The sequence below is a fragment of the Kosakonia arachidis genome, from assembly GCF_900116535.1.
GTDB classification, from domain to species: Bacteria; Pseudomonadota; Gammaproteobacteria; order Enterobacterales; family Enterobacteriaceae; genus Kosakonia; species Kosakonia arachidis.
Genome location: NZ_FPAU01000001.1, coordinates 807345 through 822807 on the forward strand (window position 1 = coordinate 807345; position 15463 = coordinate 822807).

The 15463-nt window shown below is 54.0% G+C and carries 12 protein-coding genes; 4 read left to right on the top strand and 8 right to left on the bottom strand.

Annotated features, from left to right (window positions below; all coding sequences use genetic code 11):
* Positions 1 to 251 precede the first annotated feature (251 nt).
* Together asnS and pncB are read right to left on the bottom strand one after the other, a co-directional pair.
* Complete coding sequence (gene asnS, locus BM427_RS03890; protein ID WP_090119374.1) at positions 252 to 1652, bottom strand: asparagine--tRNA ligase; 1401 nt, start codon at positions 1650 to 1652, stop codon at positions 252 to 254.
* A gap of 161 nt (positions 1653 to 1813) precedes the next feature.
* Entirely contained in the window at positions 1814 to 3016 is a 1203-nt protein-coding gene (gene pncB, locus BM427_RS03895) for a nicotinate phosphoribosyltransferase (RefSeq protein ID WP_090119376.1), read from the bottom strand.
* 265 nt (positions 3017 to 3281) lie between these two features.
* Between pncB and pepN the strand changes: the two genes are divergently transcribed.
* Complete coding sequence (pepN, locus tag BM427_RS03900; protein ID WP_090120673.1) at positions 3282 to 5894, top strand: aminopeptidase N; 2613 nt, start codon at positions 3282 to 3284, stop codon at positions 5892 to 5894.
* A gap of 46 nt (positions 5895 to 5940) precedes the next feature.
* Here the strand turns inward: pepN and ssuB are convergent, their stop codons facing one another.
* Genes ssuB through ssuE form a run of 5 tightly spaced genes read right to left on the bottom strand, consistent with a single transcriptional unit; the run spans position 5941 to position 10179 of the window.
* A complete protein-coding gene (gene ssuB / locus BM427_RS03905) occupies positions 5941 to 6717 on the bottom strand; it encodes an aliphatic sulfonates ABC transporter ATP-binding protein (protein ID WP_090119377.1) in 777 nt (258 codons plus the stop codon).
* A complete protein-coding gene (gene ssuC, locus BM427_RS03910) occupies positions 6714 to 7502 on the bottom strand; it encodes an aliphatic sulfonate ABC transporter permease SsuC (RefSeq protein ID WP_090119379.1) in 789 nt (262 codons plus the stop codon). Before ssuC ends, ssuB begins: the two co-directional genes overlap by 4 nt.
* A 7-nt stretch (positions 7503 to 7509) precedes the next feature.
* Positions 7510 to 8655 carry an FMNH2-dependent alkanesulfonate monooxygenase gene (gene ssuD / locus BM427_RS03915; RefSeq protein ID WP_090119381.1) on the bottom strand — a complete coding sequence of 382 codons (1146 nt, stop codon included), beginning with the start codon at positions 8653 to 8655 and terminating at the stop codon, positions 7510 to 7512.
* Positions 8652 to 9611 (bottom strand): sulfonate ABC transporter substrate-binding protein, encoded by a 960-nt coding sequence (locus BM427_RS03920; RefSeq protein ID WP_090119383.1) that lies wholly within the window; start codon positions 9609 to 9611, stop codon positions 8652 to 8654. The genes ssuD and BM427_RS03920 overlap by 4 nt, the downstream gene beginning before the upstream one ends.
* On the bottom strand, positions 9604 to 10179 hold the full coding sequence (ssuE, locus tag BM427_RS03925; RefSeq protein ID WP_090119386.1) for an NADPH-dependent FMN reductase: 576 nt from the start codon (positions 10177 to 10179) through the stop codon (positions 9604 to 9606). Before ssuE ends, BM427_RS03920 begins: the two co-directional genes overlap by 8 nt.
* A gap of 248 nt (positions 10180 to 10427) precedes the next feature.
* Here ssuE and pyrD point away from each other — a divergent pair, with 248 nt between their 5' ends.
* Positions 10428 to 11438, top strand: coding sequence for a quinone-dependent dihydroorotate dehydrogenase (gene pyrD / locus BM427_RS03930; RefSeq protein ID WP_090119388.1), 1011 nt, complete (start codon positions 10428 to 10430; stop codon positions 11436 to 11438).
* A 165-nt stretch (positions 11439 to 11603) separates the two neighbouring features.
* Positions 11604 to 12146, top strand: a complete 543-nt coding sequence (zapC, locus tag BM427_RS03935; RefSeq protein WP_090119390.1) for a cell division protein ZapC — start codon at positions 11604 to 11606, stop codon at positions 12144 to 12146.
* Here zapC and BM427_RS03940 read toward each other — a convergent pair.
* Positions 12143 to 13252 (bottom strand): YcbX family protein, encoded by a 1110-nt coding sequence (locus BM427_RS03940; protein ID WP_090119392.1) that lies wholly within the window; start codon positions 13250 to 13252, stop codon positions 12143 to 12145. The two genes, zapC and BM427_RS03940, sit on opposite strands and share 4 nt — an antisense overlap.
* A gap of 100 nt (positions 13253 to 13352) precedes the next feature.
* Between BM427_RS03940 and rlmKL the strand changes: the two genes are divergently transcribed.
* Entirely contained in the window at positions 13353 to 15461 is a 2109-nt protein-coding gene (rlmKL, locus tag BM427_RS03945; RefSeq protein ID WP_090119394.1) for a bifunctional 23S rRNA (guanine(2069)-N(7))-methyltransferase RlmK/23S rRNA (guanine(2445)-N(2))-methyltransferase RlmL, read from the top strand.
* The last annotated feature ends 2 nt before the right edge of the window (positions 15462 to 15463 follow it).

Genomic DNA, 15463 nt, shown 5'->3' on the forward strand with positions numbered 1-15463 from the left:
TTCTTAAATCAGGATTTAGCTATCCAGATGTCTGTGTGTTTTTTGACCAAATGTGCTAATTAACAGTCAGACATATCCCGTAATAAGCTTGGGGGTGTTTTTTGTGCGCAGTTATTTCAAGCGTAAAAATGCGCAAAGAAAGGTAAGTGTGACAATATTGTCTACGATGATGTCGAAAGGTTGTTAACGAAAGTTGACAGGACAGGAAAGGATAAGAAAAAGGCCAGCGCTGAAGCTGGCCTCGATGTTGATTAGAATGTCGCGGAGCGCGGCGTACGCGGGAATGGAATCACGTCACGAACGTTCTGTACGCCCGTGACATAGGCGATAAGACGCTCGAAGCCAAGGCCGAAACCCGAGTGCGGAACCGTGCCGTAACGGCGCAGATCCCGATACCACCAGTAGTCTTCTTTATTGAGACCCATTTCGGCCATACGTGCGTCCAGCACATCAAGACGCTCCTCACGCTGCGAACCACCGATAATTTCACCGATGCCCGGCGCCAGTACGTCCATCGCGGCCACGGTTTTACCGTCGTCGTTCAGGCGCATATAAAATGCTTTAATATCTTTCGGGTAGTTTTTCACCACCACCGGCGCTTTAAAGTGCTTCTCTGCCAGATAGCGTTCGTGTTCAGAGGCCAGGTCAACGCCCCAGTAAACCGGGTTCTCGAATTTCTCGCCGCATTTTTCAAGAATAGCGACGGCATCGGTGTAATCCACCTGCGCGAAATCCGCTGCAATGAAACGCTCAAGACGGCTGATTGCGTCCTTATCGACACGCTCCTCAAAGAATTTCAGATCGTCAAGACGCTCTTCCAGCACTGCTTTGAAGGCATATTTCAGCATGGCTTCTGCCAGACGGGCGTTATCGTCGAGATCGGCAAAAGCGATTTCCGGTTCCAGCATCCAGAACTCTGCCAGATGGCGGCTGGTGTTGGAATTTTCAGCGCGGAAGGTCGGGCCAAAGGTATACACTTTTGACAGCGCACAGGCATAGGTTTCGGCGTTCAACTGGCCAGAAACCGTCAGGAAAGCTTCTTTGCCGAAAAAGTCTTTATCAAAATCGACTTTGCCTTCTGCGGTACGCGGCAGGTTTTCCATGTCCAGCGTGGAAACACGGAACATTTCGCCGGCACCTTCGGTATCCGATGCGGTAATCAGCGGTGAAGAGACCCAGAAGAAGCCCTGCTCGTCGAAGAAACGGTGCAGCGCCTGCGCCAGCGTATGGCGAACGCGGGCCACTGCGCCGATCAGGTTGGTACGCGGACGCAGGTGCGCAACTTCACGCAGATACTCAATGCTATGGCGTTTTGCCGCCATCGGATAGGTATCTGGATCTTCAATCCAGCCAGTTACTTCAACGGAGGTGGCCTGAATTTCCAGACTCTGACCTTCACCCGGAGACGCAACCACTTTACCTGTGACGATCACTGAGCAACCGGTGGTCAGGCGCAAAACGTCCTGATTGTAATTGGGCAGAGAATTATTAATAACGGCCTGTACAGGATTAAAGCAGGAGCCGTCATAAACGGCGAGGAAGGAGATACCAGCTTTAGAATCTCGGCGGGTGCGTACCCATCCGCGCACGGTGACTTCACTGTCAACGGCAACGCGGCCATGGAATACGTCGGCTACAGGCACAACGCTCATAATATTCTCTCTATTAATAGTCGGAAAAAATAAACACTTTGTCCGCCCAAAAAGACGGGGTTTTCTATGTTACCTGGCGTGCGCCATCAGACAAGCAGAATTAGCAAGGAAGCATTAATAAATTATCGGAAAAGAGAAGGGAGCCATCGGCTCCCTGGTGATTAGCTGGCCTTTCTGACCTGTGGTAGGTCAAAGGCTTCGCGCAGTGCGCGGACGAAGGCTTTATCGTGGCAGATGGTTTTGCCGGGGCTGTCGGATAATTTTGCAACCGGTTTTCCGTTACACTCCACCAGCTTGATAACAATATTCAGCGGCTTCACGCCAGGAATATCGCAGGTGAGGCGTGTGCCGATACCAAAGCCCAATTTAATGCGATCGGCAAAATGCGCGTAGAGATCCAGTGCTTTGTTCAGATCGAGATTGTCAGAAAATATCAGCGTCTTCGACAGCGGGTCGATACCGAGTTTTTCATAATGGGCAATGGCTTTTTCGCCCCATTCGACCGGATCGCCTGAATCGTGGCGTAGACCCTGGTAACGTGTGGCAAATTCCGCACCGAAGTCGCGTAAAAACGCATCCATTGTAATGCAGTCGGTCAGCGCAATCCCTAATTGATTGGGGTACTCTTCCAGCCATGCCGCTAATGCCGCGCGCTGGCTGGTGGCCAGATCCGGGCTGATTTGCTGGTGTGCCTGGAACCATTCATGCGCCTGTGTGCCCATTGGCGTCAGTGCCAGGCGACGCGCCAGATCGTAATTACTGGTGCCAATAAACCACGGTTCCTGTTGTAGACGTGCGACAATCGCTTGCTGCACATCGCGCGAGAAGCGACGGCGAGTACCGAAATCCATCAGGCGGAAACCGGACATATCCAGTTGCTGTGAGCGAACAGCAAAATCCGCCAGTTTTTCTTCCAGATGCAGCAGGGCCTGCTGCACGCCAACCTGCGGCGAGCGGCAGCGATGAACTACTTCACTGATCACCGCCAGCAGTGGAACTTCCCACATAATGACTTCACGCCACGGCCCGGAAAGGCGGATATGCAGCTTGCCGTTGTCGTTGTTGATCGTCACCTGTTGCGGATCGTAACGGAACGTCCGCAGCCAATTGAGATAATCGGTTTTGAAGAAGGGGAGGCCGGAGAGCCACAGGTACTCCTCATCCTGCAAGCGCAGATGCTGCATCGCATCCACCTGCTCGCGGATCGCATCGGCGTAGATACCCAGTAGGTCGTCGCCGCGACAGCGGAATTCAGCCGTGACATGCACGTCATAATAGTGATGGAACACCGCTTGCTGCATGTGCAGCTTATAGGCGTCGGTATCCAGCAGCGTTTGCAGACCAGGGAAAGCGAGTTGAGTCATGGTGCGCAGTAGCATCCTCTTACAGGAGCGTTTAGTACAATAAACAAAGCAGATAGTTGCTGGAGTATACCTTGTTTACCAGGTTATTGAACCCTGATCACACCATAACGTGCTGAAGGGGTCGATGGCATTTTGTGCCGCCTGTTATAAAAATGTAGCAGGTAGAGCTTTTCCCTCTGAAAAGATGAACATTCTGCGTGGCGCGATTGGGGCAACCGGAATAGACTGGAATCGTAACCAAACAGAAGATGCTAAAGGTTTTTTTATGACACAACAGCCACAAGCCAAATACCGCCACGATTACCGTGCGCCGGATTACCTGATTAGCGATATTGACTTGACTTTTGATCTTGATGCCGCAAAAACCGTCGTCACCGCATTAAGTACCGTGTCACGCCATAGCGCCTCTGCGACGCCGCTGCGCCTTGATGGTGGCGAGTTGAAACTGATTTCAGTGCATGTCAATGACGAACCCTGGACCAACTATAAAGAAGAAGGCTCCCAGCTGGTTCTTGATGGCCTGCCGGAACGTTTTACTCTGCGCATTGTGAATGAGATCAGTCCTGCGGCGAACACCGCTCTGGAAGGGCTTTACCAGTCCGGTGAAGCGTTGTGCACGCAGTGTGAAGCCGAGGGTTTCCGCCACATTACCTGGTATCTTGATCGCCCGGACGTGCTGGCTCGCTTTACCACGAAACTGATTGCCGATAAATCCCGCTACCCGTTCCTGTTGTCGAACGGTAACCGTATGGCGCAGGGCGAGCTGGAGAATGGCCGTCACTGGGTACAGTGGCAGGACCCGTTCCCGAAACCGTGCTATCTGTTTGCGCTGGTGGCCGGTGATTTTGACGTACTGCGCGATACCTTTACTACCCGCTCCGGGCGTGAAGTTGCGCTGGAGCTGTATGTCGATCGCGGTAATCTCGATCGCGCGCCGTGGGCAATGACCTCGCTGAAAAACTCGATGAAGTGGGATGAGCAGCGTTTCGGTCTGGAATACGATCTCGACATTTACATGATCGTCGCTGTTGACTTCTTTAACATGGGGGCGATGGAGAACAAAGGGCTGAACATCTTCAACTCTAAATACGTTCTCGCCCGCACCGATACCGCGACGGATAAAGACTATCTCGATATTGAGCGCGTTATCGGCCACGAATATTTTCATAACTGGACCGGTAACCGTGTGACCTGTCGCGACTGGTTCCAGCTCAGTCTGAAAGAGGGGCTGACAGTATTTCGCGACCAGGAGTTCAGCTCCGATCTGGGGTCCCGCGCGGTTAACCGCATTAACAACGTCCGCACTATGCGCGGCCTGCAATTCGCCGAAGACGCCAGCCCGATGGCGCACCCGATCCGTCCGGACAAAGTTATCGAAATGAATAACTTCTATACCCTGACGGTGTATGAAAAGGGCGCGGAAGTGATCCGCATGATGCATACGCTGCTTGGCGAAGCAAATTTCCAGAAAGGGATGCAGCTCTACTTTGAACGTCATGACGGCAGCGCCGCGACCTGTGACGACTTTGTGCAGGCAATGGAAGATGCGTCGAATGTCGATCTGTCGCATTTCCGCCGCTGGTACAGCCAGGCCGGCACACCGATTGTAACGGTGTCCGACGATTACAACCCGAATACCGAGCAGTACACGCTGACCATCAGCCAGCGCACGCCGCCAACCGCTGAGCAGCAGGATAAACAGCCGCTGCACATTCCGTTCGACATCGAGCTGTACGATAACGAAGGTAAGGTGATTCCACTGCAGAAAGAGGGTCACCCGGTTCATCATGTGCTGAATGTCACCCAGGCCGAACAGACCTTTATCTTCGACAATGTCTATTTCCAGCCGGTGCCATCACTGCTGCGTGAGTTTTCCGCGCCGGTGAAACTGGAATATAAATGGAGCGATCAGCAGTTAACCTTCCTGATGCGTCATGCCAGCAACGATTTCTCTCGCTGGGATGCGGCGCAAAGCTTGCTGGCCACGCATATCAAACTGAATGTTGCCCGCCACCAGCAAGGACAGGCATTGTCGCTGCCGCTGCATGTTGCCGATGCATTCCGTGCCATTTTGCTTGATGAGCAAATCGATCCGGCGCTGGCGGCTGAGATCCTCACACTGCCATCGGCGAACGAAATTGCTGAATTGTTTGACATCATCGATCCGCTGGCGATTGCTGCCGTTCGCGAAGCGTTAACCCGCACGCTGGCGACAGAACTGGCCGATGAGTTCCTGGCGATTTATCACGCTCACAAACTCAACAGCTACCATGTTGAACATGCCGATATCGGCAAGCGTTCCCTGCGTAACACTGCGCTGCGCTACCTGGCGTTTGGCGATGCGCAACTGGCCAACAAGCTGGTTAGTCAGCAGTACCACGATGCGGACAATATGACGGATGCGCTGGCAGCGCTCTCCGCAGCTGTTGCCGCGCAGCTTCCGTGCCGTGATGCGCTGATGCAGGAGTATGATGACAAGTGGCATCAGGACGGTCTGGTGATGGATAAATGGTTTATTCTGCAGGCGACAAGCCCGGCGGATAACGTACTGGAAATGGTGCGTAGTCTGCTGAAACACCGTTCGTTCTCCCTGAGCAACCCGAACCGCATCCGCTCGCTGATCGGCGCTTTTGCTGGCAGCAACCCGGCGGCGTTCCATGCGCAGGATGGTAGCGGCTATCAGTTCCTGGTGGAGATGTTAACCGAGCTGAACAGCCGCAACCCGCAAGTGGCATCGCGTTTGATTGAGCCGCTGATCCGCCTGAAACGTTATGACAGCAAACGTCAGGCGCTCATGCGTGCGGCGCTGGAGCAATTGAAAGCGCTGCCGAATCTCTCGGGCGATCTGTTTGAGAAAGTCAGCAAAGCGCTGGCGTGATGCTGTATAGCCCGGTGGCACAATACGCCATCGGGCAAAAAGCGGGTTAAGCGTGGCGAGTCCGGGGCAATGCAGCCAGTTCCCGTTCGCCACGTTTCATCACCCGGTTCAGTACCTCTTCTTCCAGTTCCGCCAGCCTTACCGAGCCCAGCCGGCGCGGGCGCGGCAGATCGATGGTCAAATCGAGGCCGATTTTCCCTTCCTCTATTAATAACACGCGATCAGCCATCGCTACCGCTTCACTGACATCGTGTGTCACCAGCACCACGGTAAAACCATAGGTTTGCCACAGTTCGGTGATCAGCCCCTGCATCTCCAACCGGGTTAAGGCATCCAGCGCACCTAACGGTTCATCCAGCAATAACAGTCCCGGTTGATGCACCAGCGCACGAGCCAGCGCAACGCGCTGTTTTTGCCCGCCGGAGAGCGCAGCAGGCCACTCATTGGCCCGTTGTTCCAGCCCCACTGACTGCAACGCCTGTTGTGCTGCACTTCGCCAGCGGCCTTTCAGCCCAAGCCCGACATTATCAATCACCGATTTCCATGGCAGCAGACGCGCTTCCTGAAACATCATGCGCGTATCATGCTGAATGTCGGCAAGCGGTGTATTGCCGGCCAGTAACTCTCCACCATTCGGCGACTCCAACCCAGCCAGCAGGCGCAGCAGGGTACTTTTCCCGCCGCCGCTGCGGCCGACCACAGCAATAAACTGCCCGGCGGCGATATGCAAATCCAGCGCATTCAGCACCAGGTTGTTGTCGTAATGTTTGCTAACGCCGTTGAGTAATAACGGGATCCCCTGATTCAGCCGGGCAGTGTTCATGCGGTGACCTCTTTGGTGTGGTAAGCGGGATGCCAGCGCAGCCACAGACGCTCCAGCTGTTGTGCGCTGACATCCGCCAGTTTGCCAAGCAGGGCATAGAGAATAATGGCGACCACCACGACATCGGTTTGCAGGAACTCGCGGGCGTTCATCGCCAGGTAACCGATCCCGGCGTTGGCTGAAATAGTTTCCGCCACAATTAACGTCAGCCACATCAAACCGAGCGCAAAACGCACCCCAACCATTATCGATGGTAGCGCGCCGGGCAGGATCACATGGATGAAAAGGGTAAAACCCGAAAGGCCGTAGCTACGTGCCATTTCCAGCAGCCCTTGGTCAATATTGCGGATGCCATGCCAGGTGTTGATATAGATGGGGAATAGCGTACCGAGCGCCACGAGGAATATTTTGGCGCTCTCGTCGATTCCGAACCATAAAATCACCAGTGGGATCAGCGCCAGATGCGGCACATTACGCAGCATCTGAATGGATGTATCCAGCAGGCGCTCTCCCCAGCGCGACAGGCCACTGATAAGCCCGAGCATCAACCCAATCGAGCCACCGATGGAGAAGCCAATCACCGCCCGCCATGAACTGATGGCCAGGTGCTGCCACAACTCGCCGCTGGCGCTCAGCGTCCAGAACGCTTTTACGACGCTTTCCGGTGAAGGCAGGATGCGCGTAGATAACCAGCCGGTGGAGGAGGCAATTTGCCAGACCACCACAATTCCTGCGGGCAGCAGCCACGGAGCGAGACGCAGTAACCATCTGTTTTGTGAAGCCATAGAAACCTCAGCTTTGCGCCACGTTACGGGGAATAAACTCATTTGCCACCGTTTCACCCTGCAATTTCAATGGCTGTGGCTGCGGGATCTCCGGGATAGCGACATCGAGATGCGGGAACAGCAGCTCGCCCACCCGGTATGCCTCTTCCAGATGTGGATAGCCGGAGAGAATAAAACTGTCGATCCCCAGCGCGGCGTATTCGTTAATCCGCGCAGCAACCGTCGGACCATCGCCGACCAGCGCGGTTCCTGCGCCGCCGCGTACCAGACCGACACCTGCCCAGAGGTTCGGGCTGATCTCCAGTTGATCGCGCTTACCGCCGTGTAGCGCCACCATGCGTTGTTGTCCGACGGAATCCTGACGTGCAAAAGCGGACTGTGCTTTGGCGATGGTTTCCTCATCAAGGTGGGAAATCAGGCGGTCCGCCGCCTGCCAGGCTTCGGCGGTGGTTTCACGGACAATGACATGCAGGCGAATACCAAACCGCACCTCACGGCCATGGGTTGCGGCTTTGGCGCGCACCTGCGCAATCTTCTCTTTTACCCGCTCTGGCGGTTCACCCCACGTGAGATAGAGATCGACCTGTTCCGCCGCCAGATCCTGCGCCACATCCGAGGAGCCGCCAAAATAGAGCGGTGGACGTGGCTGCTGTACTGGCGGGAAAAAGAGTTTTGCCCCGCGAACATGAATATGCTTGCCTTCGTAATCCACCGTGTCGCCCTCCAGCAGGCGGCGCCAGACATGGGTGAATTCGGAGGAGACTTCATAGCGTTCGTTGTGATCGAGAAATACGCCATCACCTGCAAGTTCCTGCGGATCGCTGCCCGTAACCAGGTTAAACAGCGCTCGGCCATTGGAGAGTCTGTCCAGCGTTGCTGCCTGACGTGCCGAGACGGTCGGCGATACCACACTTGGACGTAGTGCTACCAGAAATTTTAACCGCTGAGTGACCGGAATCAACGAGGCGGCCACCAGCCATGCATCTTCGCACGAACGGCCAGTAGGAATTAACACACCGCTAAAACCCAGCCGGTCTACGGCCTGCGCGATTTGCTGCAAATAGTTATGATCCACCGGGCGTGAGCCCTCGTCAGTGCCAAGATAGTGGCCGTCACCGTGCGTTGGTAAAAACCAGAACAGATTCAGACTCATGATTTTGCTCCTTCTTTGGTTGGTTGCCAGATACGGGTACGGATATCGACTTTCTTCGGCACCAGGCCATTCTCATAAAAGAGATCGGCAGTTTGTTGCTGCAACGCTGCCGTGGCTTCATTAACAGGCGCGATTTTGGTTGGTGGACGATGATCGAAATAGGTTGAAATTACCGCTGGCGGCAGCCCCATGGTTTTTGCCAGCAGCGCCACGCTTTCGTCGCGGTGGCTGAGGGTTAAGGCATCGGCTTCGCTAAAGGTATCCAGTACGCCCTGCAGGAATTCACCGTTCTTTTCTGCATACGGGCGAGCGGCTAAATAGAAGGAACCGGTCTGCTTGAGTGTGGTGCCGTCTTTCAGTACCCGTACTCCTCCCTGCAACAATGCCGCAGAGTAATAAGGATCCCAGATTGCCCACGCATCCACATTCCCTTGCTGGAAAGCAGCGCGCGCATCAGCAGGAGTCAAAAACACAGGTTGAATATCACTGAACTTCAGCCCAGCCTGTTGCAGAGCGCGTAGCAGCAAATTATGGGAGCTGGAACCCTTCTGGAAGGCCACTTTATGCCCCTTCAGATCGGCTACCGTCTTGATTGGGCTGTTTTCCGCCACCAGAATCACTTCGGCTTTCGGTTTCGGCGGTTCTACGCCGACGTACACCAGATCCGCGCCTGCTGCTTGCGCAAAGATGGGGGGAATATCGCCTGTACTGCCAAGATCAATACTGCCGACATTGAGTGCTTCCAGCATTTGCGGACCGGCCGGAAATTCAACCCAGGAAACTTTTGTGCCCGGATAGCGCTTTTCCAGCAGCTCATGGCTTTTTGCCAGCACCATACTGACGCTGCCTTTTTGGTAACCAATGCGCAGCGAGCCCGGTGCGGGATCTGCGGCCTGCGATAAAGCGGAAAACGACAGCAGCCCGGCCAGCGCCAGCCAGGGGAACCGATTAAACATGAGTAACTCCTTGTGAGCGGAGAAAATCCGGTGCCTGAATCTCCCGACGGTGCAGCGCCTGCCAGAAGGTTTCCAGCGCATTATCAAGGCGCATTTGCAGGTTTGTTGTCAGGCTGGGTTTGTGCTGGTAATCCAGCACCTGGGTATCATCGGCAAACACGCCGTGCAGAATCTCTTGTGCTTTCAGGGCGCTGAGCACGGGTTTCAGGGCGTAATCCACCGCCAGCATGTGCGCCACAGTGCCGCCGGTCGCTAACGGCAATACGACTTTGCCTTCCAGCGCTCGCTCAGGGAGGAGATCAAGCAGGGCTTTCAGCGCTCCGGCATAAGCCGCTTTGTAAACAGGCGTAGCGACAATCAGTCCGTCTGCTTCTTGAAGTTGTTCAATAAAGGTTTGCAGGGCAGGGCTATCGAAACGCGCATAAATGAGATCTTCCGGCGCAAAATTTTGCAGGTGCCAATGGCAGACTTCGACTTTTTGCGCGTTGAGGCGCTCGCGGATATATTCCAGCAGCGCGCTGGAGCGGGAGGGGAAGCGTGGGCTTCCCGCCAGGGTAACAACTCGCATAATCGCTCCTTATAACTAATTGTTCTATGTTTGATAACATCCATAACAATTTCCCCCAGTGTGGCAGAGGCGATTTATTCCACTAAATGATTTATTCGAGAAAAAATTGCTGAAAAATGCATAAAGCAAAATAGCGAGAGTAAACGATTGCGTCGGATGCGCTTTTTTTTGCCGCAGGTCAATTCCCTTTCGCGGCACTTTCACTGATAATACGCCCCCGGTTTGCACCCGGGAATTCAGGAGAGTTCATGTACTACCCTTTCGTTCGTAAAGCCCTTTTTCAGCTCGATCCAGAGCGTGCCCATGAATTGACCTTCCAGCAGTTACGCCGTATTACCGGAACGCCTTTTGAGGCGCTGGTTCGTCAGCGCGTGCCGGAAAAACCTGTGCAGTGCATGGGACTGACGTTTAAGAACCCGCTGGGATTAGCGGCCGGGCTGGATAAAAACGGTGAATGCATTGATGCGTTGGGGGCGATGGGTTTTGGCTCCATTGAGATCGGTACTGTTACGCCTCGCGCTCAGCCGGGAAATGACAAGCCGAGGATCTTCCGCCTGGTGGATGCTGAAGGTCTGATCAACCGCATGGGGTTTAATAATCTCGGTGTAGATAACCTGGTTGAGAATGTCAAAAAATCGCATTTTGACGGTGTGCTGGGCATTAATATCGGTAAAAATAAAGACACGCCGGTAGAGCAGGGGAAAGATGACTATCTGATTTGCATGGAAAAAGTCTATGCTTATGCCGGTTATATCGCCATTAATATTTCCTCACCGAATACCCCAGGTTTACGCTCGCTGCAATATGGCGAAGCGCTGGACGATCTTTTAACGGCAATTAAAAATAAACAGAACGAGCTGCAAAACATCCACCATAAATATGTTCCGGTGGCGGTGAAGATCGCGCCCGATCTTTCTGAGGAAGAATTGATCCAGGTAGCCGACAGTTTAGTTCGCCACCATATTGATGGTGTTATTGCTACCAATACCACGCTGGAAAGATCGCTGGTGCAGGGAATGAAATACTGTGATGAAACGGGTGGTTTAAGTGGACGTCCGCTGCAATTAAAAAGCACGGAAATAATCCGCCGTCTGTCGCAGGAATTAAAGGGTCGTTTGCCAATTATCGGCGTTGGCGGCATTGATTCAGTGATTGCTGCCCGCGAGAAGATCGCTGCGGGTGCGTCCATCGTACAAATTTATTCCGGCTTTATTTTTAAAGGCCCGCCGCTGATTAAAGAAATTGTCACCCATATCTAATCTTTTTTTGCCAGTGCACATCCAGGGCTTTATTTCCGGCCCTGGTTGTTTTATATTCCCTCACTGTTGCTAATTTGTACATTGTGGTCTTTATTATTAGAGCAATAAGCGAGACAGCGACAGGATAAAAAAGCGACAGGAAGTTTACGGGGAGGGGAGAGAACAATGCGAATTAAACCTGATGATAATTGGCGCTGGTATTTTGATGAAGAGCATGATCGTATGATGCTCGATTTAGCCAATGGTATGCTATTTCGCTCCCGTTTTGCCCGAAAAATGTTGACGCCGGATGCGTTTTTACCCTCCGGTTTTTGTGTTGATGACGCTGCTTTATATTTCTCGTTTGAGGAAAAATGCCGCAACCTCGCACTCTCTAATGAACAGCGTGCGGAACTGGTGCTTAATGCGCTGGTGGCGATTCGCTTCCTGAAACCGCAAATGCCGAAAAGCTGGCATTTTATGACGCACGATGTGCTCTGGTCGCCTACGACCGGTGAAGGTGCCTGTGTCTGGCTGAGCGACACCCAGGAGTGCGTAAACCTGCTGGTGGTTGAGCCAGGCGAAAATGCCGCGCTATGCCTGCTGGCTCAACCCGGCGTGGTGATTGCCGGGCGCACGATGCAACTGGGTGATGCGATTAAAGTAATGAACGATCGCCTGAAACCCCAGCTTCATACTGAGAGTCTCCGTTTCGAACAGGCGGTTTAAGCTTCTAGTCGAAGTGTTGTTTTCGGAATACAACTGCAGCAGAGGATGGTACCGTCCTGCCTGATGGCCGATTTTTTCATCGCGCTCACTTCACCTTCAATTACCTTGATCTGGCAACACCCGCATACACCTGCGCGGCAGGAATAGGGTACGCGGATCCCCTGATTTTCCAGTTGCTCCAGCAGCACCTGCTGATTGTTGCCAATAAATGTTTGCCCCTGCCAGTTAATCTCTACTGTTCCCGCAGCCTGAACTTCCGGTTCTAGTGCTGCTGTAACGGCACCCGCGCCGTAAATTTTTGCGGGTGCGGTCGCCAGCACGGCCACTTCATCGCCTACGCGGATGACGCCGCTGTTGCGCGCAATCAGGTTCTGCCCGAAATCGACGTCGCCGTTATCCTGTGCGGTTCGAAACCCTTGCAGTGTGGCTAACGGTTCACCGGTCGGATGTTTTTGCCCCCGTTCCGGGCTCACGGTGGTCAACACGCAGCGGCTACAGGGTTTGACAACATCAAACACCACATCGCCGATACGCACGACTCTCCAGTTATCCTCTTCCCACGCTTGCGCGCCGGTGACCACCAGGTTGGGACGAAACTGCTCCATCTTCACGCTGGCCGGGCAACGGTTTTGCAAATCACGCAGTGAAGCTTCGTTGGTCAATAAATAAGGGAAACCGTCAGCAAAAGAGAGCGGCACATCTTCATAACGCTTAACGCGACGGGTTAATTCCGGGCCTACCCAGCGCAATTGCACCTCGCGGGCGAAAAAACCGCTGAGCCAGCGATTAATCTCATCCGGTGCTATCAATGCGAAAAAATGGTTACCCCACACTTCCGTTGGTGCGCCGTCAGGCGCAAAATCGGTAAAACGAATTATCGCACTACTGCCGTCCGGTGCGGTCAAATGCAGGCCGTCGGTTAATGGTGATGGCGTAAAGCGCACCATCTGCGGATACTGACGCGCGGTAATAAAAGTGCCATCGGGCTGAGTGACCATAAAAATACGGTCAAAAGCAAAGCCGCTGGTATCGGCAAACGCATGCGTCAGCCCAATACCGCGCATGGATTTTACCGGATGGATAAAGAGACGCGAAATCGTTGGCACGTCTTGCTCCCAGTAAGTCGAAAATAAGCCCTCAACTTTATGACATGGCCGCCAGATTAGCTATAATGCGCAACAATTTTCGTTGAGTATAAGTGACATTATGATTTCTCTGTTTGCCAGTACGGCCCGCGGGCTGGAAGAGCTGTTAAAAACTGAACTGGAAAAACTCGGTGCGCAGGAGTGCCGTGTGGTTCAGGGTGGTGTCCATTTTGAAGGTGACACGCGGCTTCTGTACCAGAGCCTGATGTGGAGTCGTCTGGCTTCGCGCATTATGCTGCCGCTCGGAGAGTGCAAGGTTTACAGTGATCTTGATCTTTATCTCGGTGTGCAGGCGATCAACTGGACAGAGATTTTCACTCCCGGTGCGACGTTTGCCGTGCACTTTAGTGGCCTGAATGATGAGATTCGCAACAGCCAGTACGGCGCGCTAAAAGTGAAAGACGCCATCGTTGATAGCTTTACCCGTAAAAACCTTCCGCGCCCGAATGTCGAGCGCGAACTGCCGGATCTGCGTATTAACGTCTGGCTAAATCAGGATACGGCAAATATCTCCCTCGATCTGAGCGGCGAGGGTCTGCACCTGCGCGGCTACCGCGATCGCACGGGTATTGCGCCGATCAAAGAGAACCTGGCGGCAGCCATTGTGATGCGTTCTGGCTGGCAGCCGGGTACACCGCTGCTCGATCCTATGTGTGGCTCTGGTACGCTGCTGATCGAAGCCGCCATGGCGGCAACCGATCGCGCACCGGGTTTGCATCGCAGCCACTGGGGTTTTGGCGGCTGGGCGCAGCATGATGATGCGTTGTGGAAAGAGGTGAAAGCGGAAGCGCAAACGCGCGCACGCCAGGGGCTGGCCGGTTATGAATCTCGCTTTTATGGCTCCGACAGCGATGTGCGCGTCATTGAACTTGCCCGCAGCAACGCGCGCCGCGCCGGGATTGGCGAGCTGGTGACCTTCGAAGTAAAAGATGTCGCCCAGCTCAGCAACCCGTTGCCGAAAGGTCCGTACGGTACGGTGATCAGTAACCCGCCGTACGGTGAACGTCTGGAGAGCGAACCGGCGCTGATCGCGCTGCATAGCCTGCTGGGCCGCCTGCTGAAAGCGCAGTTCGGCGGCTGGAATCTGTCGCTGTTCAGCGCCTCTGTTGATCTGCTTAACTGCCTGCAACTGCGTGCTGAGCGCCAGTTCAAAGCCAAGAATGGCCCGCTGGATTGCGTACAGAAAAATTACCATCTGGCAGAAAATACCGGCGAAGCAAAAGCGCCTGCAATGGCGGAAGACTACGCCAACCGTCTGCGTAAGAACGTTAAAAAGCTGGAGAAATGGGCGCGCCAGGAAGGCATCGAATGCTATCGTCTGTATGATGCCGATCTGCCGGATTACAACGTGGCGGTCGATCGCTATGCCGACTGGGTGGTGGTACAGGAGTATGCCGCGCCGAAGACTATTGATGCGCAAAAAGCGCGTCAGCGCCTGTTTGATATCATTGCTGCCACTATCCAGGTGCTGGGTATCGCACCGAACAAGCTGGTGCTGAAAACCCGCGAGCGGCAGAAGGGTACCAATCAGTATCAGAAAATGGACGAGAAGGGCGACTTTATGGAGGTGAGCGAGTACAACGCCCGCCTGTGGGTCAACCTGACGGACTATCTCGATACTGGCTTGTTCCTTGACCACCGTATTGCCCGCCGTATGCTGGGGCAGATGAGTAAGGGTAAAGATTTCCTCAATCTCTTCTCCTACACCGGCAGTGCCAGTGTGCATGCCGGGTTGGGCGGTGCGCGTTCCACCACCACGGTGGATATGTCACGCACTTATCTGGAGTGGGCCGAGCGCAACCTGCGCCTTAACGGCCTGAGTGGCCGCATGCATCGCCTGATTCAGGCCGATTGTCTGAGCTGGCTGCGTGAGACGGATGAGCAGTTTGATCTGATCTTTATCGATCCACCGACTTTCTCTAACTCCAAACGTATGGAAGATTCTTTTGATGTGCAGCGCGATCACATGCGTCTGATGCAGGATCTGAAACGCCTGCTGCGCAAAGGCGGCACCATTATGTTCTCCAATAACAAACGCGGTTTTCGTATGGATCTCGACGGGCTGGCGAAACTGGGTCTGCAGGCACAAGAAATTACCCAAAAAACGCAGTCGCAGGATTTTGCCCGCAACCGTCAAATCCACAACTGCTGGCTGATTACCGCAGCCTGAAA